The organism is Clostridioides sp. LIBA-7678, from assembly GCF_056716065.1.
The window spans coordinates 1,707,808-1,727,733 of record NZ_CP196987.1; the positions used below are offsets into that span (position 1 = coordinate 1,707,808).

Consider the following 19,926-nt stretch of genomic DNA (forward strand, 5'->3'; position numbering starts at 1 on the left):
AAAATATAGATTAAAAGGAGAAACTTTGGTTTCTCCTTTTTTAAATTATAAAAATAAACTGTTGTGATAAAAAGGTGGAAATAATATGAAATCAGTATCTGTTAGGAGTTGCAAAACTTACAATTACGAAGATGTGAGGTGTTCTATTGAAAAAAATTTAGATGATATTGGAGGAATTGATAAATTTGTTAAAAAAAGAAGTAAAGTACTCGTAAAACCAAATTTATTGATGAAGAAAAGACCTGAAGAAGCTACAACTACACATCCTATGGTTGTGAGAGTTGTATGTGAAAAGCTTTTAGAGTTAGATTGTGATATTACAATAGCAGATAGCCCAGGTGGTCCATATAATCAAAGTTCTCTTAAAAGTATATATAAGGCATCTGGAATTGAAGAGGTAGCAAATGATTTGGGTATTAAGTTAAATTATGATGTTTCAGATGTTAAGATACATAGTGAAAAAGCACATGTTTTAAAATATATGGATATTATTAAACCAATAGTAGATGCAGACTATGTAATAAATCTTTGCAAATTAAAGACACATATGATGGCAACTTTTACTGGTGGTACAAAAAATATGTATGGATGTATAGCTGGATTGAAAAAAGCAGAAATACATTATAGATTTCCTACAGAAGAATTATTTTGCGAAAATGTGCTTTTGGATATTTGTGATTATGTGAAACCGACATTGACAATTATGGATGGAATAGTAGGTATGGAAGGTGATGGTCCCTCAGCTGGAACCACTCGAGAAATAGGTGTATTATTAGCATCACAAAATCCATATGCTATAGATGTAGTTGCATGTAAGATTATAAGCTTACTTCCAAATAGAGTTGCTACAATTAGAGGTGCTATAAAAAGAGGTTATATAGAAGCAGATTTTTCAGATATTGAGATTGTAGGAGAAGATATAGATGATTTAATTATAAAAGACTATAAGGTTCCAAATGTAAGTAAAGACTTAAGATTATTTTCTGTAAAACTACCAAAATTTTTAAATGAGCCTATTTCAAAACTTATAACACCAAAACCTGTGGTTAGATTCCAAGATTGTATAAAATGTGGAAAATGTAAAGAAGCTTGCCCTGCAAGTACTATAGAAATGGGAACTAAGGGAGCCATTATAGACTTAAGTAAATGTATACGATGTTACTGTTGCCATGAACTTTGTCCTAAAAAGGCTATTGATGTCAAACGTAATTTTGTATTTAAGTATGTAAAATAATGTATAATATTATATGAGTCTATATAAATGAAAAGTATAAAGGAGAAATAAGATGATTTTAATTAAAAATGGTAGAGTGATAGACCCTAAGAGTCAAAAAGATGAGAAAATTGATTTAATTATAAAAGAAAATAAAATTTATAAAATAGGTAAATTTGATGAAAGTGATGAGTATGAAAAGGTAATAGATGCTAGTGGTAATATAATTGCGCCAGGTCTAGTAGATGTACATGTTCACTTTAGAGACCCAGGATTTACATATAAAGAAGATATAGAAAGTGGAGCTAAAGCTGCTGCTAGAGGAGGATTTACAACTGTTATATGCATGGCAAATACTAATCCTATTGTAGATAATGAAGATACTTTTAATTATATTAAGGAAAAGTCAAAAAGTGCATGTATAAATGTTTTACAAGCAGCTGCTATAACTAAAGGTTTTGAAGGTAAAGAATTGGTTGATATGGAAAATCTTAAAAAAGCTGGTGTACCTGGGTTTACTGATGATGGTTTACCTCTAATGGATAGCAATCTAATTATGGAAGCTATGATTAAAGCAAAAGAATTGGATGTACCACTTAGTTTTCATGAAGAAGACCCTTCTTTAGTTGGAAATCCAGGTGTGAACGCAGGAAAAATAGCTTCAGAGATAGGATTAAAGGGCGCATCAAGTGTGGCAGAAGATGTTATGGTAGCTAGGGATTGTATGCTGGCACTAAAAACTGGTGCGAAGATTGATATACAACATATAAGTTCTGGAGTATCTGTTGATATGGTTAGATTTGCAAAATACCTTGGTGCAAATGTAGTTGCAGAAGCTTCACCACACCACTTTACATTGACTGAAGAAGATGTATTAGAGTTTGGAACAAATGCAAAAATGAATCCACCTTTAAGAAGTAAGTGGGATAGAGATAAGATTATAGAGGGATTAAATGATGGTACTATTGAGATAATAGCAACAGACCATGCACCTCATAGTAAAGAAGAAAAAGACAGAGAATTCATAAAAGCTCCAAGTGGAATTATTGGGTTAGAGACTTCTTTATCTCTTGGAATAACAAACTTAGTTCATAAAAACCATCTTAGTATGATGCAATTAATCGAAAAAATGTCTACAAACCCTGCAAAATTATACAATTTAAATGCTGGTTTTATAGAAGAAGGTGCAATAGCAGATATTGTTATATTTAATCCTGAAGAAGAATGGACAGTTGAAAGCTTTGTGTCTAAAGCTGATAACTCACCATTTAAAGGTAAGACTTTATATGGCAAGGTTAATTATACAATATGTAATGGAGAGATTGTATATAACGCTTAACTTAGCAGTATCTTTTAAAGGCGGTGAATACAATGATTGAAAGTAAAAGATTATATATTAGGAAGATGAATCATAATGACCTTGAGGAAATAAGTAAGATTTTACAAGATATAGAGGTAATGTATGCTTGGGAACATGCTTTCTCTGATGAAGAAGTTTTAGAATGGATTGATAGAAATATACAAAGATACGATAATGATGGATATGGATACTTTATTGCTATAGATAAGGAAAGAGAAGATGTAGTTGGACAGATAGGTCTTATAAAGCAGGACATAGGATTAGGAATAGGATATATAATAAAAAAAGAATATTGGAACCAGGGATATGCTACTGAAGGTGCAATTGCTTGTATAGATTATGCTATTAAAAATCTAAGTGCAGATACTTTAGTAGCAGATATAAGACCTGAAAATACAGCATCTATAAATGTAGCAAAAAGACTAGGTATGAAAAAAACATCAGAGTATGATAAGATTTACAAAGGAAAAGTAATGAAACATGATATCTATCAACTAGAAGTAACTGGATTAACTACAAAGATTGTTGAAGTAGTAGAATATAATCCAAATTGGAAGTATGAGTTTGAAAAGTTAAAATCTACACTAGAAAAGGTATTAGGAGATTCAATTTTAAAAATAGAGCATGTTGGTAGCACTTCTGTTGAGGGGCTTTCTGCAAAGCCAAGATTGGATGTTGATATAGTAATTGAAAACTACAATTACTTAAATGATGTTATAAGTAAATTAAAGAAATTAGGGTATAGACATCTTGGGAATTTAGATATAGAAGGAAGAGAAGCATTTTTATATGAGACAACTGACTTTATGGAACATAATTTATATGTATGTCCTAAAAATGGAAAAGGATATTTAGAACATATTAAATTTAGAGATTATTTAAGGTTAAATCCAGATAAGGTTAAAGAGTATTCTAACTTAAAGAAAAAACTAGCAAAACTTTATAGATATGATGTTAATACTTACTGTGACAATAAAACAGATTTTATAAGAAAAATAATAGACTAGAAACTAAAGAACGCACTACTATATTTGAAGAAGATTAAATTCTTAATCTATCATATATAATAGTGCGTTATATATTAAACCTGTTTTATATAAGTAAATCTAAAAATTATAAATTTAGACAGTGTCTACTTATAAATTGCCTTTATAGGGTCTAGTTTAGAGGCTTTAAAGGCTGGGATTAAACCAAACACAACCCCAGTTAATATAGTAGCTACAATAGCATAAAATAAGCTATTTAAACTAGGAATTGCTTCAAATCCAATGTATTTAGAAACATAATTAGTAGCAATAAATCCAACTATAGTTCCTAAAATTCCACCACATACTGTTATAAATACAGCCTCAACTAAAAACTGAAATAATATAGACCTAGGTTTTGCACCAATAGCACGTCTTATACCAATTTCTCTTTGTCTTTCCATAACAGAAACATACATTATATTCATTACACCAATACCACCAACAAACATTGCAACTACAGTTATTATAGATACATATTTGTTTACATTAGAATTAATGCTTTCAAGATAAGCTGTCTGTTCAGTTGGGTCTGGTGTAGTATAAGAACCATTGATACCAGGATGTATCTCATATAGTTTAGCTATAACATTGTTTGCAACTTCATTCACATTATACCCATTAGAAGACACTAAGTCTAACTGATAGATTTCATTTGAATAAGAATTTTGACTCATTAAACTGTCAAAAGCCTTTTTAGGTATAAGAGAAGTAGTAAACTGCATATCTTGATAACCACCAAAGAATCCCATATTTTGATTTTGCTGAGAATCATCTAGTACTCCAATTATTTCAAATATAGTTCCATTTATATTGATACCATTACCTAAAGCATCTTCTGGGTTTTCAAAAATTTCACTTGTACTTTGTAATGTAAGTAAAATTACTTTTCTTTTTTCATCATCTAAAGAAAAATCTCTACCACAAACTAAATTTATTTTAGAATCCTTTTTTACTGGTCCTACATCAACATAAGTACTCTTTTTATCAAAAAATGCTTGTGAAGAATAAGTTGAATCAAGATTAAACCCATCTCTTGATGGAGCTATTCTTTCTACACCCTCAACAAATGATAATTCTTCTAAGTCTTTTGCATTAAATGGTTTTAAAAATATACTCATATCATCAGTAAGGCCTGTGTTATCAGCAGATTCAAACGAAATAGTAGTTTTATTAGGGTTTACATTGTTTACAGATTTTTTAATTTCTTTCTGAAACCCATTACCTATAGAACTAACAAGTATTACTGAAGTTATTCCTATTATAATCCAAAGTAAAGCTACAAAGACACGAAGTTTGTGTCCTTTTAAGTTAGCTAAAGAATTTTTTAATAAGCTCATGATTACACCTCCGAAGTAAACACACCATCTTTAAGTCGTATGACCTTAGTTGCATACTTAGTTAAATCTTGATCATGTGTAACCATTATTATAGTCTTACCTTGTTCATTAAGTTTTGTCAAAAGTTCCATAATTTCTTTGCTGGTTTCGCTATCTAACGCTCCTGTTGGTTCATCAGCAAAGATTATTTGAGGGTCATTTGCCAGACAGCGTGCAATAGCTACACGCTGTTGCTGACCACCAGATAACTGAAGAGGCTTTTGTTTAAGTTTATCCAAAAGTCCAACAGATTTTAATTTATCTTCAACAATTTCTTCTCTTTCAGATTTTTTTAGCGCCTTATTGTAGATTAGAGGTAACTCTACATTTTGATATACATTTAAAGTTTCTATTAAATTAAATTGTTGAAAAACAAATCCAATATTAATATTTCTAAAAACAGAACGTTCATTTTCACTCAAATTAGTTACATCTGTTCCATCAAATATATATCTTCCTTCATCAAATACATCAAGAAAACCTAAGATATTAAGTAAAGTAGTTTTACCACTACCAGATTTACCCATTATCATTACAAATTCTCCAGAATCAATTTCTAAGTTTAAGGATTTTAAAACATGTAATTCATCTTTCCCTACTTTATAATACTTTTGAATATTTTCTAATTTTATTAACATATGTAAATTAATTCACATCCATAGTAACTTCTTTTACTTTTTTATTTGGAGTAGCATCTCCATTATTAGAACCTGCAGTTACGCCATCGCCTTGAACTGGGTTTCCTTCTTTCATTTCTTTAGTAGGGTGTTTTATTACTATATCGCCTTGCTCAAGACCGCCTCTAACTACAGCAAAATCATCATTTTGACTTGCTACATCTACAATTTGTTTTTTCAATATACCATCTAAATCCTTAAATACATATGAGTGTTTTTTGTCTTTAAGCACACAAGATGCTGGTATTTTAAAGCTTGAACTAGCTACTTCAAGTGATGCTTGAAGATGGAATCCATTTACTAATCCTTCTTGATTATCAAATGCTATGTTTATATCATAATAAGATAGAGTATTCTGTTGAGCTCCCATCTCAGTATTTGGAGTAGATGGCTTATCAGATATAAAACTTATTCTACCAGTAAGTTTTTGGTCAGTTGAGAAAACTAATATATTAACCATTTGGTCAATTTTCATTTTAGGTAAATCTTGCTCACTTGCTTGTCCTTTCATATAAAACTCTAGACCTTGAATAGTCATAAATGAAGCTGGTTGTTCTGGATTTCCAGTTTGGTCATTTAAGTATACAGTGCCATCAAAAGGAGCAGTGACACTATCATATGCTTTCTTATCTAAAGAAGCTATTTGAGAGTTTAAAGCAGTTATCTGAGCATTTATAGAAGCTATAGCATCTCTATTTTCAGTAATATCAGAAAGTGATATTTTCTGTTTTTTGTATTGGCTAAGTTGTGATTTCAAACTATCTATTTCTGCTATTATAGTTGGATTTTTAGCAGTAAAAAGAAGGTCTCCTTGATTTACTTTTTGACCATTTGTAACATTAACAGCACTTAGTTCATAATCTCCAGAAATATTAAAGTCTTTAGTCTGTTTAGGAACAACCATACCATTTATAAATATTTTCTCATTTTCAGGAACAGTATATGTTTCTATAAAGTTTTCATTAGCTTGTAATTTAGTGTTTTTTGCATCATTGTAAGCAAGTACCCCTAAAATTAGAAGTATGATTATTACTATTCCTGCATAAATTTTGAATCTTTTATTTTTAAAGGGATTGTTTTTAAAACCTTTATTTTTAGCTTTGAAGCCACTACTTCCAAAACTACTACTTCTAAAGTTGTTACTTTTGAAGCTGCTATTTCTAAATTTTTTCTTTTTAAATTTTTTTAGAAAAGACATGTCTTCCTCCTTTTTATAAAAACTATTTATTATATACTGGGATGTACATATAGAATCATTATTAAGAAGCCTGTTGAATATAAGTTAAATAGAAATAAACTATCAATATTAAGATACTATAAATCGCATTTGAATGTAATAGTAAATTTTGTATATTGATTGTACTCTGAATCTACATCAATTTTATGGCCAAGTTTATCACAAAGTTCCTTTGCTAAATAAAGCCCAAGTCCTGTAGATTTAGCGTTATTCCTTCCATTATTACCTGTAAATCCCTTATTGAATATTCGATTTAAATCTTCCTTTTTTATACCACAACCAGTATCTTCCACTCTTAATTGTAAATAATTTTTGGTTGTTTTGCAATAGATAGATATATTATCTCCTAATGAGGAATATTTTAGGGAATTACTCAATAATTGCTCGAATATGAAGTAGAGCCATTTCTCGTCTGATAAAACTTTAAAATTCAAATTATTTAAGCCTAAAATTATTTTTTTTGAAATAAAATATTTTGAATATTTTCTTATAATATCTCTAATAATTTTTTCAATGTTCACTTCTTGAATCAAAAAATCTTTATGAAAATCTTCAAGTTTGGATAAATATAAAATTTTTTCAACAGAATTTTCAATTCTAAATATTTCATTATCTATATCATTAGAAATTTTTTCATCAATTAAATCCTCATTCTGCTCAAGCGTAAGTTTTATTATTGCGATAGGCATCTTTATATCGTGTACCCACATACTCATAATCTCTTTATTTTCTTCAAACTTCTTAACATTATTGTTTATTATTTTATTACACTTATATTGATAATTTTTAATGGTGTTCAAATATATTTTTTCTTCATTTTTACATTTAATTAATTCTATATCATGGCTATTAATCTGAGCTATATCATTTTTTATGTTATTTAAAAATTTATTCTTTTTTATGTAGCTAATTAGTAGATATAACAATAAAAATACGACATTTATAATTAATATATATAAAATAGTGTCAGTTAAAAAAATCTCTACAGGGGAAAAAAGAATAACTGCTATTGTAAAAATTAAGAAAGTAAAATTGTATATCAAAAATCCGAGTTTGTCTTTGAGAAAATCTTTAAAGCTCATAAATTCACCTACTTAGAGTTGTTTTAATTGATTATATAACCTAATCCTCGTTTTGTATCTATAAAATCTTCCAACCCAATTTCATTTAATTTTACTCGTATTCGGTTTACATTTACAGTTAATGTATTATCATCTACAAACCAATCATTATCCCATAATTTTTTCATAAGTTTATTTCTGCTAACTATTTGCCCCTTATATTTCATAAGCTCATGAAGAATCTTAATTTCGTTTTTGGTTAATTCAACAATATTGTCTTCATATTTTATGGTCGCAGTTGATAAATCTAAGATAACACCATTATGAACAATTTGATTTGAATTATTCTCAACAAAATTATAAGTTCTTCTTAAGAGTGCATTAACTTTAGCTACTAAAACATCTATAGAAAATGGTTTTTGTATATAATCATCTGCTCCCAGATTTACACCCATTATTACATCCATGTTGGAGTTTCTTGAAGAAATAAAGATTATAGGAACTTTTGAAATTTTTCTTATTTCATTGCACCAATGAAAACCATCATAAAATGGAAGATTTATATCCAATAAAACTAATTGTGGTTCATAGTTTTTAAATTCTTCTATGATGTTTTCAAGATTTTCTATTTGATACACATCATGTCCCCATTTAGAAAGACATTCTGCTATGATATTCTTTAATGAAACATCATCTTCAATTACCATTATTTTAAACATTCTTACCTCCTAATTCAAAATAGTTATATTAACATAACCTTATTTTACTTGATAAATTAAAATATTTCTACCTTATAATCTAAAATAATTATATTAATATAACTATATTTTACTTGATAAATTATATTTTAAACATAATTACAATAAAAATGAAGAAATATAATAAATACTTACATAAATGTAACTTTAAATTAATGTAATTAAATGTTTAAAAGCTATTTTAATATATATAATATATTTGTGAGAATTAATAAATAACTAATTATGAGGAGAGGTGATTATTTAACTATGGAAGAAGTATTATCTGTTGAAAATGTAAAAAAAGAATATGGGAGAAGAGGTTCAAAATTTGAAGCTCTAAGAGGAATAAGTTTTAAGGTTTATAAAGGAGAATTTGTTGGTATTATGGGTTCATCTGGTGCGGGTAAATCAACTCTTTTAAATATCATTTCTACGATAGATTTACCTTCATCAGGAGAGGTTTATATAAATAGAAAGAATATTGTTAAAATGAATCAAAATGAATTAGCAGATTTTAGACGTGATAATCTCGGATTTGTGTTTCAAGATTCTAATCTTCTAGAGACTCTTACAATAAAAGAAAACATAATTCTGCCCCTTTCTTTAAAAAATGAAAGCGTATCAAATATAGAAAATAGAATACAAGAAATATCAAAAGAATTAGATATAGAATCAATATTAGATAAATATCCTAGTGAAGTTTCAGGAGGGCAGAAACAAAGAGGAGCTGTCTGTAGGGCAATAGCAACAAAACCATCATTAATACTTGCAGATGAACCCACAGGAGCATTAGATTCCAAATCTGCTAGGGATTTATTGAATTGTCTACTGAACTTAAATAAAAATAACAATAGAACGATATTAATGGTAACTCACGATGCTACATGTGCAAGTTTTTGTGACAGGATACTCTTTATAAAGGATGGAATAATATTTACAGAAATTGTTAAAGGGGAAAGTACTAGAGAATTCTATAATAAAATAGTAAATACAGTTTCCTTAATTGGAGGAGTTAATAAAAATGAGTTTATTTAGAATTGCAATGCAAAATGTAAAAAATAGTTTTTTTAACTATTTAATGTATTTTATTTCAATTGTATTTAGCGTGTTTGTATTTTTTAGTTTTAAATCTATAGAGTATAATGAAGCTTTAAACTCACTTGGAAATAAAACCAGGATAAGTATTAACACAAGTTCGATTGTAATAATTATATTTGTTTTCTTATTTATATATTATTCGAACTCATTTTTTTTTAATAGACGTAGACGAGAGGTGGGGACTTATAGTTTACTTGGAATGAGGAAAAGTCAGATAGGAAGAGTATTTTTATATGAGACTTTTTTGATGGGGATACTTGCAATATTAATAGGAATATTTTTAGGTTTGTTATTTTCAAAGCTTATGACTATGATACTTGTAAAGTTAATGAATGAAATGATAGTAGTAAAGATGAATTTAAGTGCAAAGGCTTTAGTTCAAACACTAGTTGTATTTTTAATAATATTCATAGTTATTGGAATAAGAAATACTATGATAATCAGAAATAAAAGAGTTGTAGAATTATTTAATAAATTGCCAGAAAAGCATACAACTAAAAAATGTATAAGGTTAAAAGGAATACTTGGTATTTTACTAATAACAATTTCTTATCTTATGTCAATTAGTTATTTTATTGCTGAGAATATTATGCTTTCAATTTTTATATTAATTACAATAATACCAGGAACTTTTTTATTCTTCTCATCAGTTATGTCTATAATCATTGACGCTGTTAGGAAGAAAAAAAAATTTTATTATAAAGGAAGAAATCTAATTGCTTTTTCTGAACTTGGATTTAAATTGAAGAGCAATAGTAGGATACTGGCTATAATATCAATATTAATAGCTACAAGTGTAACCATGCTAGGATTTACCATATCACTTTATTATGATATAGATAGAAATATAAATGAAAATTACAAATACAGTTATACTGTAAATGCAGAAAATAATCATGTAAATAAAGAAATTGAAGATTTGTTATATAAATATAAAAAAAATAATAAGGTAATCTTTGATAAAACAATAGAGCTCATAGACAAAAATATAATCTTTGAAATGTATTATAAAAATGCAAATAATCAAAGAAAAGATAGAATATCTGTGGACTTAATTAAAGAAAGTGATTTTAAAAAATTAAGACAGTATCAGAATGTAGGTTATAAAGATTTATCCTCGAATGAATATGTGTATTATGTTTCTGATTCATATAAGAAAATATTTTTAGAAAATTTTAATACTAAAGAAATAAAGCTATACATTAAAGGAGAAAAAGAATATGGTACAAATCTTTTTAAAGTACAAGAAAATATTTTAGAACCAGAAATAAATTCACAATCTACATTCGATTTAGTTGTAATAAAAGATAAAATTTTTAATCAGTTAAAGTCAGACAGAAGCTCTAGACTAATAAGATTAATTGACATAGATAACGAAAAGAAAGGACTTGATTTAACTTTAAAATTGAAAAATATAGTGAATAAAAATATGAAATTTACTTATCCTTTTAATTTTACATCAAGGAATGAGAACTATAATAATTTGATAAAATTAAGTGGTCTTATGTTATTTATAGGTATATTTTTATCTGTAGTATTTCTTTTATGTACAGGTAGCATAATTCTATTTAAGCAACTATCAAGCATATATGATGATAAAGAAAGATATATTATGTTAATAAAACTTGGAGCAAACAACAAAGATATTGAGAAAATAATATCAAAACAATTAAAAGTTGTATTTTTACTTCCATTAGTCGTAGGTACAGTTCATAATCTATTTGCAATGTCAATTGCACAAAAGTTTATACCTAGGTCATTAATTACTCCAATTATCATAACTCTAGTCATTTATTATATAGGATACTTTATATATTATTTTTTAACCTTAAAATATGCTCAAAATATGATAATAGAATAAATTAAGTTGTTTTAAGCTAAGATATAAAATCTTAGGGGATATATTAAGATGAAAAAATTAAGATTTGGAAAAAGTATATATTTTATATCAGTTGTGTTACCTGATGTTATATAATAAATTTAGGAAAAACATCAAATAAAAAATGACAAGGAGTTGAAGTTTATGAAGTTTAACGCTTATCAACATAAATATTCATCAATAAGAAATGTCGTATATGCTAAAAATGGAGCAGTTGCAACATCAACACCACTGGCATCTCAAGCTGGGCTTGAAATATTAAAAAAAGGTGGAAATGCTGTAGATGCAGCAGTTGCAACAGCTGCTACATTAGCAGTGGTAGAACCAACAAGCAATGGGATTGGTGGAGATGCATATGCTCTTGTTTGGATAGAAGAAGAAAAACGATTGCATGCTCTAAACTCTAGTGGTTTTGCTCCAGAAAAGATGGAATTAAATAATTATGGTAATCTTGAGGAAATGCCTAAGTATGGATTTGGAGCAGTAACTGTACCTGGAATACCTGCAGCTTGGGCAGAATTAAATAAAAAGTATGGCAAGCTTAGTTTAAGGGAATGTTTATCTCCAGCAATAAACTATGCGAGAGAAGGTTATGTAGTATCTCCTAATGTGGCTAAAGTGTGGAAAAAATCATATGAATTATATGAAAAAGAATTTGTTGGGGAAGAATTCAAACCATGGTTTGATACATTTTCTAAAAAAGGCAAAGCTCCAGAAGCTGGAGATATATTTATATGTGAAGAACATGCAAATACATTAGAAGAAATAGCAGATACTCAATCTGAAAGCTTTTATAGAGGAAGACTTGCTGATAAAATAGATGAATATTCTAGAAAATTTGATGGAGCTATAAGAAAAAGTGATTTAGAGCGTTTTTATCCAACATGGGTAGAGCCTATAAGCACAGAATATAAAGGATATAAAATATTTGAAATTCCACCAAATGGACATGGGATAACAGTTTTAATGGCGCTTAATATATTAAAAGAATTAGATATAGAAGGAAATATAGAAAATGTGGAAGATATACATAAGATTATAGAAAGTTTGAAATTAGCTTTTGCAGATTCTAAAACTTATGTAACTGATATAGAACATATGAAGGTGAAGGTTCAAGATTTATTAAATCAAGAGTATGCCAAAAAAAGAAGTTCATTAATCGATAACAAAAAGGCTCTATATCCAAGTGAAGGAGAACCATACTGTGGTGGTACAGTATATCTTTGTACTGCTGATAAAGATGGAAATATGGTTTCATATATACAGAGTAACTATATAAACTTTGGTTCTGGAATTGTGATACCAAACACTGGGATTGCATTACATAGTAGAGGGAATAATTTTAACTTAGACCCTAAACATCATAACGTAGTAAAACCATTTAAAAAACCTTACCATACTATAATACCTGGATTTTTGGGCAAAGAAGATAAAGCAATAGGACCATTTGGTGTAATGGGTGCATTTATGCAACCACAAGGACATGTTCAAGTACTAACAAACATGATAGACTTTGGTCTAAATCCTCAAGAGGCACTAGATGCTCCAAGATGGCAATGGATAGAAGGCAAGAAAATAGAAGTTGAATCAGATATGCCAAAACACATAATAGAGTCATTAATTGAAAAAGGGCATGAAATAAAAGTAATTAATGATAGTGTTGATATGGGAAGAGGTCAAATAATATTCAAAACAGAACAAGAAAGTTATATCTGTGCAACAGAATCAAGATGTGATGGTCATGTTGCAGTTTATTAATATTATTAAAATGTATATATGATGAATTTAAAAATGTATATGAAATATCAATCAAAGGCGAAAGTCTAAATGACTAACGCCTTTATGATATTTTATAATATTTAAGATATTATAGACTGATTTTATATGTTATTAGTTTTATTCTTGACCAGTCTTAATTTCATTGTCATCATAGCTAATCCAGTCACTAAAGCTACCAACATAAATCTTATGAGGGATGTCAAGCTCTCTAAGAGCAAGACTATTGACACAAGCAGATATTCCTGAACCACAAGATAAAATTACTTCATCATAAGTATTTAAATCTTTGAAGAAATCTTTTAAAAATTCCATGTCTTTAAGTGAACCATTTTCAAAATTACTTTTTATTAAATCCTTACAAAAATAATTCTTAGCACTAGGTATATGACCAGCTTTTGAATAAGCAGGCTCAACTAGACCTTGATATCTTTCGTTGGCACGACAATCTATGATTACAGTATCTTTTTTATATAATTTAGATTTAACATATTCCATTGGCACAACTAAATCATCATTTATATTTGGTTTAATTTCTTTACCTGTGCAATTTGGAATATTTATTTTTTCTTCTAGTTCTCCGCCTTCGTTTACGAAAGAAGTTATTCCTCCATCTAGTACATAGACCTTTTTAAGACCTAAATGTTTTAATTGGAAAAATAATCTACAAGCTCCATTTAAATCTCCATCATCATAAGTTACAATTGTAGTATCGTTATCAACGCCCATTTTTTCTAACTTTTCTTTTAATATGAAAGGGTCTTGTAAAGGATTTTTACCACCATGTTCTTTTGTAGGAGACGATAAATCCTTGTCTATATCTAAGATGAAACTACCTTTTATGTGTCCTTTTTTATAAGAATCAATACCATAAGTTCTATTAATAAGGTCAAACCTACAATCTATAATGACTAGATTATCATTTTGTTCTAGCTTTGATATAAGTTCTTTTGCAGAAATAATGTTTTTCAAAGAATGTACCTCCTATGTTTATATTATTTTTATTTTAATCTATATTAATTATTAACTTTATAAATTAATATTATTATAATTTATTACATAAGTAAATAAATCTTTAGAAATTGTAAAAATTTTATATAAAAATTCAAATAATTAATGAATATTGAAAATTTTAGATATATAATAAAATAAGGGTGTATTTTAAATAATATGAAAGCTGGTATTGCAATAGATTAAAGCCTTACACACGTTTAGTTTTTAAAGAAATTAGTGTTATTATGAAAACCTAAGTTAATTTATTAAATAAATAATTGAATAAAAAAATTTTATTATGTATTTATAAAATTTTTGTTACAAATTTGGCATAATATAGTATACTTTAAGTGTGTATTAGGTTAAATCTATAACAAATTAGACATATGATATAGACTTAGTGTTTATTGGCAATTAAAAGAAATTTGTTAATATCAACTATTTGTAGTTTGGGCAGTTATAATTATTTTATAGGGGGGATGTCCAATACAAAACAATTAATCAAGAACTAATATTATATTATAATAAGTTATAGTTTTGTGTGTTTATGTTTTTAATTAAATTTAGAGTGGGAAAAATATATTTGTTAGAATGGAGAATAGCGAGATGAGTAATAGAATAGTTAGTAAGAGACAATTAACAGATAGTATTTATTTGATGGAAATAGAGGCGCCTAGAGTTGCAAAATCTTCTCAACCTGGTCAATTTATAATAATTAAGAATGACGAAAAGGGAGAAAGAATTCCTCTAACAATAGCTGACTATGATAGAGAAAAAGGAACAGTAACTATTGTATTCCAGACAGTTGGTGCTTCAACTAAAAAATTAGCAATGTTTGAAGAAAACGATTTTGTAATGGACTTTGTAGGACCATTAGGACAAGCAAGTGAATTTATACATGAAGATATAGAAGAATTAAAAAATAAAAAAATATTATTTGTAGCTGGTGGAGTTGGTTCTGCTCCAGTGTATCCACAAGTTAAATGGTTTAAAGAGAATGGATTAGATGTAGATGTAATAATTGGTGCAAGAACTAAAGAATTAATAATATTAGAAGATGATATGAGAGAAGTAGCTAAAAACGTATACGTATCAACAGATGATGGTACATATGGATTTAATGGAAGAGTTACAGACTTATTAAAAGATTTAGTTGATAATCAAGGCAAAAAATATGACCAAGCAATCGTAATTGGACCAATGATAATGATGAAATTTATGTGCCAATTAACTAAAGAGTTAAATATACCTACTATAGTAAGTTTAAATACAATAATGATTGATGGAACAGGTATGTGTGGTGGTTGTAGAGTTAGTGTTGGAGATGAAACTAAGTTTGCATGTGTAGATGGTCCAGAATTTGACGGACATTTAGTTGACTTTGACCAAGCAATGAGAAGACAATCTATGTACAAGACTCAAGAAGGAAGAGCTATGCTAAAACTTGAAGAAGGCGATAGTCATCATCATAGTAATTGTGGATGTGGAGGTAACAAATAATGGATGCTAAAAAAGTAAAAGTACCAGTTAGAGAACAAGAACCTGCTGTAAGAGCAAAAAATTTTGATGAAGTGTGTTTAGGATACAATAAAGAAGAAGCTATGGCAGAAGCTAATAGATGTTTGGCTTGTAAAAAACCAAAATGTGTAGGTGGATGTCCAGTAGGAATAGATATTCCAGGATTTATAACAAAAGTTAAAGAAGATGATATAGAAGGTGCTGCTAAAGTAATAGCTAAGAGTAGTTCATTACCAGCTGTTTGTGGTAGAGTATGCCCACAAGAAAGTCAATGTGAAGGTGTATGTATACTTGGAATAAAATCAGATGCAGTATCAATAGGTAAACTAGAAAGATTTGTAGCAGATTGGTCAAAAGAAAATGATATAAATTTATCTGATACAGAGCCTAAGAAAAATCAAAAAGTAGCAGTAATAGGAAGTGGTCCAGCAGGACTAGCTTGTGCTGGTGATTTAGCCAAAAAAGGTTATGATGTAACAATCTTTGAAGCAATGCATGAGCCAGGTGGAGTTTTAACTTATGGTATACCTGAATTTAGACTTCCAAAACAAGCTGTTGTTCAACCTGAAATAGATAATATAAGAAAATTAGGTGTAAAAATAGAAACTAATGTAATTGTTGGTAAGACAATAACAGTAGATGAGCTTATAGAAGATGAAGGATTTGAAGCTATATTCATAGGTTCAGGAGCAGGTCTTCCAATGTTTATGAATATACCAGGAGAGAATGCAAATGGGGTATTTTCTGCAAATGAATTCTTAACTAGAGTAAACTTAATGAAAGCTTACAGAGATGATTATGACACACCTATTAGTTCTGGTAAAAAAGTTGCTGTAGTTGGTGGTGGAAATGTTGCTATGGACGCTGCTAGAACTGCATTAAGATTAGGTTCAGAATCATATATAGTTTATAGAAGAAGTGAAAAAGAGCTTCCAGCAAGAGCTGAAGAAGTACACCATGCAAAAGAAGAAGGTATTATATTTAATACATTGACAAATCCTAAAGAAATTTTAGTAGATGAAAATGGATATGTTAAAGGTATGGTTTGTATAAGAATGGAATTAGGAGAACCAGATGATTCTGGAAGAAGAAGACCTATAGAAATAGAAGGTTCTGAATTTGTACTTGATGTAGATACAGTTATAATGTCACTTGGAACAAGTCCAAATCCATTAATATCTTCTACGACAAAGAGTCTTGATATAAATAAGAGAAGATGTCTAATAACAGATGAAAATGGACAAACTTCTAAAGAAGGAGTATTTGCAGGTGGAGATGCTGTTACTGGAGCAGCAACAGTAATATCTGCAATGGGAGCTGGTAAAACAGCAGCAGCCTCAATAGATGAATACTTAAAAGCAAAAGTTAATGCTTAATTTGTAAATTAAAAATACCAAGCTAGAATATAATTTCTGGCTTGGTATTTTTTAATTGTACAATTGTTATTGTCGTAATATTTGACACTATTCTACCATAATTAGACATAATTGTGATAAAATGGTATACAATAAAGGTTTTATAAGGAGGTAATAATGTGTTGATAACAAAATTAAATTTGCTAAATCTAACATTAGATAACAAAAAAATAAATTATACAATTAATGGTGTTTTAATATGAGAAGAAAAGAAAAAGTATTTGATGGACTAATTTTTAAACACATATTAATTTTATTAATGTTATTAGTCTTGATTGATTTCACAAGCACAATTATATGTGCAAGTAATTCTATGAAGGTTACTTCTGAAAATATGCTTGAGGCATCTAAAAGAGAGCTTGAGGACTATTTAAAAACAAACACTTCCTTATTAAAAGCTCTTAGTCAAGATGATAGATTTTCTAATAGTGAGATATCTCTAATTGAAAAAGGAAAATTATTAAGACCATATCAAAAAGAATATAATCTTTTTATGATTGGTATAACAGATACAGAAGGAAATGTTTCAAGTACATATAGGGAAAAAGTTGGTTCAATAAAAAATAAGGTTGGTTTTAAGAAAGCAATTAAAACTAAGCAAGTAGTAGTTTCAGACATTGAGACTAGTAATGTTACAGGTGATAAAGTGTTTATTATATATATGCCTATTGTAAAAAACAATGAGGTAACAGGAACCATTTTTGCGTCTTTTTATTTTCAAAATGTAAATAAGATAGTGAGTAGAAGTAACTTTGAGGATTCTATTAAATTTCTAATGATAGATAAAGATTATACTCTTATTTCTGAATCGGATAAAAACTCTATCAATAATAAAAGTAATACTTTGAGTTTAGAAGGGAATATCATAGGAAGTACTAAAGATGAAATTTTAAAAAATATAAATGAAAAACAAAAAAGTAGTTTTTTATATTGGAATAACTGGAGATTATATAATGTAAAATATACAAATATTAAGGATACTAATTGGACTTTAATATCAAAATGTGATATATTTGAAAATTTTAAAAGCCTAATAATTAATTTTATAATAAAATTATATTTCTATATATTAATATTTATGATATTGTGGAAATTAAGTAATGCTAAGTTAATAGACCAACTTAAAAAGTTGGCTTATTATGATTCTTTAAGTGGAATAAAAAACAAGGAAAAATTTAGAAAAGATTCTATATATATTTTAAAAAATTACTATCGAGATGATTTCTACTTGGTGCAGTTAGATGTAAATAAATTTAAATATATAAATGAGATGTTTGGTTATTCTGAGGGAAATAAGATATTAATTCATATTGCACATGTTTTAAATAATAATATGAATAAATTTGAGCTTTGTGCTAGGATGGATAATGACCATTTTATACTATTGGTTTTTTGCAGTACTGAAGATGAACTTTTAAGTAGATTGTCTAAAATAAATAATGAAATTTGTAACTTAAGTACTAATAATTCATCTAAATATAAAATTGTTATATCAAGTGGAATATATAAAATCACTGAAAAAGATGATGCTCAAAAGATTGACCTGTTAATTGACAGAGCAAATATTGCAGCAAAAACTAAAAAAGAAAAATACGAACACTCATATTCATTTTTTAATGAAGAGACAAGAAATCGACTGTATAATGAAAAACGATTGGAAGATAATATGAATAAAGCTTTAGAAAAAGATGAATTTATAGTGTATTATCAGCCTAAATATAGTCTAAATGATGGAAATGAAATTGAGGGAGCAGAAGCTCTGATAAGATGGGATAGCCCAGAAATGGGATTTATTTCACCTATAGACTTTATACCTTTATTTGAAAAGAATGGTTTCATTGTAAATGTTGACATGTTTGTATTTGAAGAGGTTTGTAAGACGATTAACAAATGGATAAATGAAGGATATACTCCTGTACCAATCTCAGTGAATATGTCTAGAGTTCATTTATACAGAGATAATTTTATAGAAAATATCACTGATTTGATAAATAAGTACAACATCTCTCCTAAGTTTATTGAACTTGAACTAACTGAAAGTGTTGTATTTGACAATTTAGATATATTGATTAACATAATGAAAAAGCTTAAAGAAATAGGTTTTATTATATCAATGGATGACTTTGGTTCAGGGTATTCATCTTTAAATTTATTAAAAGACCTTCCTTTTGATGTTTTAAAATTGGATAGAGGATTTTTAATTGAGACAACAGATACAAAACGTGGTAAAATTATTATTTCCAAGATAGTAGAAATGGCAAAAGCTATTAATATTAAAGTAATCTGTGAAGGTGTAGAAACTTATGAACAAGTGGAATTCTTAAAAGAAATAGGTTGTGATAAAGTTCAAGGATACTTATTTGCTAAACCTATGGTGTTAGATGAATTTGAAAAACGTTTAAATTTTAAATTTAATAGTAATCAATAATTAGTTAGATTATTTAATGCCCTAATTTAATTGGCTTACAAATATGTAAGTTAATTGTTAGGGTATTTTTATGGTTAAAGTAGTATGTTCACGATAATATAGTATTGTAGTAAAAATAAAAAAGTTA

15 protein-coding genes are annotated in these 19,926 nt (G+C 27.9%); 9 read left to right on the forward strand and 6 right to left on the reverse strand.

The annotated features are described in order from the left end of the window. Window positions 1-85 precede the first annotated feature (85 nt). Genes ACTG46_RS08320 through ACTG46_RS08330 form a run of 3 tightly spaced genes read left to right on the forward strand, consistent with a single transcriptional unit; the run spans window position 86 to window position 3,580 of the window. Window positions 86-1,234 carry a DUF362 domain-containing protein gene (locus ACTG46_RS08320; protein ID WP_054270017.1) on the forward strand — a complete coding sequence of 383 codons (1,149 nt, stop codon included), beginning with the start codon at window positions 86-88 and terminating at the stop codon, window positions 1,232-1,234. A gap of 52 nt (window positions 1,235-1,286) precedes the next feature. After that, the gene (locus tag ACTG46_RS08325; RefSeq protein WP_054270018.1) at window positions 1,287-2,552 is read left to right on the forward strand and encodes a dihydroorotase; all 1,266 of its coding nucleotides are present in this window, start codon (window positions 1,287-1,289) and stop codon (window positions 2,550-2,552) included. Between the two features lie 32 nt (window positions 2,553-2,584). After that, complete coding sequence (locus ACTG46_RS08330; protein ID WP_479923926.1) at window positions 2,585-3,580, forward strand: GNAT family N-acetyltransferase; 996 nt, start codon at window positions 2,585-2,587, stop codon at window positions 3,578-3,580. A 125-nt stretch (window positions 3,581-3,705) separates the two neighbouring features. Here the strand turns inward: ACTG46_RS08330 and ACTG46_RS08335 are convergent, their stop codons facing one another. From ACTG46_RS08335 to ACTG46_RS08355, 5 genes are all read right to left on the reverse strand, one after another. Next, window positions 3,706-4,938, reverse strand: coding sequence for an ABC transporter permease (locus ACTG46_RS08335; RefSeq protein ID WP_479923927.1), 1,233 nt, complete (start codon window positions 4,936-4,938; stop codon window positions 3,706-3,708). A gap of 2 nt (window positions 4,939-4,940) precedes the next feature. Beyond that, the gene (locus tag ACTG46_RS08340) at window positions 4,941-5,615 is read right to left on the reverse strand and encodes an ABC transporter ATP-binding protein (RefSeq protein ID WP_054270020.1); all 675 of its coding nucleotides are present in this window, start codon (window positions 5,613-5,615) and stop codon (window positions 4,941-4,943) included. A gap of 7 nt (window positions 5,616-5,622) precedes the next feature. Continuing rightward, on the reverse strand, window positions 5,623-6,852 hold the full coding sequence (locus ACTG46_RS08345; RefSeq protein ID WP_054270021.1) for an efflux RND transporter periplasmic adaptor subunit: 1,230 nt from the start codon (window positions 6,850-6,852) through the stop codon (window positions 5,623-5,625). A 116-nt stretch (window positions 6,853-6,968) separates the two neighbouring features. Then, on the reverse strand, window positions 6,969-7,973 hold the full coding sequence (locus ACTG46_RS08350) for a HAMP domain-containing histidine kinase (RefSeq protein ID WP_054270022.1): 1,005 nt from the start codon (window positions 7,971-7,973) through the stop codon (window positions 6,969-6,971). Between the two features lie 23 nt (window positions 7,974-7,996). After that, the gene (locus tag ACTG46_RS08355; protein ID WP_054270023.1) at window positions 7,997-8,671 is read right to left on the reverse strand and encodes a response regulator transcription factor; all 675 of its coding nucleotides are present in this window, start codon (window positions 8,669-8,671) and stop codon (window positions 7,997-7,999) included. A gap of 288 nt (window positions 8,672-8,959) precedes the next feature. Here ACTG46_RS08355 and ACTG46_RS08360 point away from each other — a divergent pair, with 288 nt between their 5' ends. The 3 genes from ACTG46_RS08360 to ggt all read left to right on the forward strand — a co-directional run bounded on the left by ACTG46_RS08360 (window position 8,960) and on the right by ggt (window position 13,427). Next, window positions 8,960-9,727: an ABC transporter ATP-binding protein gene (locus ACTG46_RS08360; RefSeq protein WP_054270024.1), complete on the forward strand. Its 768-nt coding sequence runs from the start codon at window positions 8,960-8,962 to the stop codon at window positions 9,725-9,727. Beyond that, window positions 9,714-11,651, forward strand: a complete 1,938-nt coding sequence (locus ACTG46_RS08365) for an ABC transporter permease (RefSeq protein WP_479923928.1) — start codon at window positions 9,714-9,716, stop codon at window positions 11,649-11,651. The genes ACTG46_RS08360 and ACTG46_RS08365 overlap by 14 nt, the downstream gene beginning before the upstream one ends. 162 nt (window positions 11,652-11,813) lie before the next feature. Then, entirely contained in the window at window positions 11,814-13,427 is a 1,614-nt protein-coding gene (gene ggt, locus ACTG46_RS08370) for a gamma-glutamyltransferase (RefSeq protein WP_479923929.1), read from the forward strand. 138 nt (window positions 13,428-13,565) lie between these two features. Here ggt and ACTG46_RS08375 read toward each other — a convergent pair whose 3' ends face one another. Further along, window positions 13,566-14,417, reverse strand: a complete 852-nt coding sequence (locus tag ACTG46_RS08375) for a sulfurtransferase (RefSeq protein WP_054270027.1) — start codon at window positions 14,415-14,417, stop codon at window positions 13,566-13,568. Window positions 14,418-15,044: 627 nt separating this feature from the next. On the opposite strand from ACTG46_RS08375, the gene ACTG46_RS08380 reads away from it, so the two are divergent. The 3 genes from ACTG46_RS08380 to ACTG46_RS08390 all read left to right on the forward strand — a co-directional run bounded on the left by ACTG46_RS08380 (window position 15,045) and on the right by ACTG46_RS08390 (window position 19,799). Then, complete coding sequence (locus ACTG46_RS08380) at window positions 15,045-15,938, forward strand: sulfide/dihydroorotate dehydrogenase-like FAD/NAD-binding protein (RefSeq protein WP_054270028.1); 894 nt, start codon at window positions 15,045-15,047, stop codon at window positions 15,936-15,938. Further along, window positions 15,938-17,332: an NADPH-dependent glutamate synthase gene (gene gltA / locus ACTG46_RS08385; protein WP_054270029.1), complete on the forward strand. Its 1,395-nt coding sequence runs from the start codon at window positions 15,938-15,940 to the stop codon at window positions 17,330-17,332. The genes ACTG46_RS08380 and gltA overlap by 1 nt, the downstream gene beginning before the upstream one ends. Window positions 17,333-17,570: 238 nt before the next feature. After that, a complete protein-coding gene (locus ACTG46_RS08390; protein ID WP_407812227.1) occupies window positions 17,571-19,799 on the forward strand; it encodes a bifunctional diguanylate cyclase/phosphodiesterase in 2,229 nt (742 codons plus the stop codon). Window positions 19,800-19,926 lie beyond the last annotated feature (127 nt).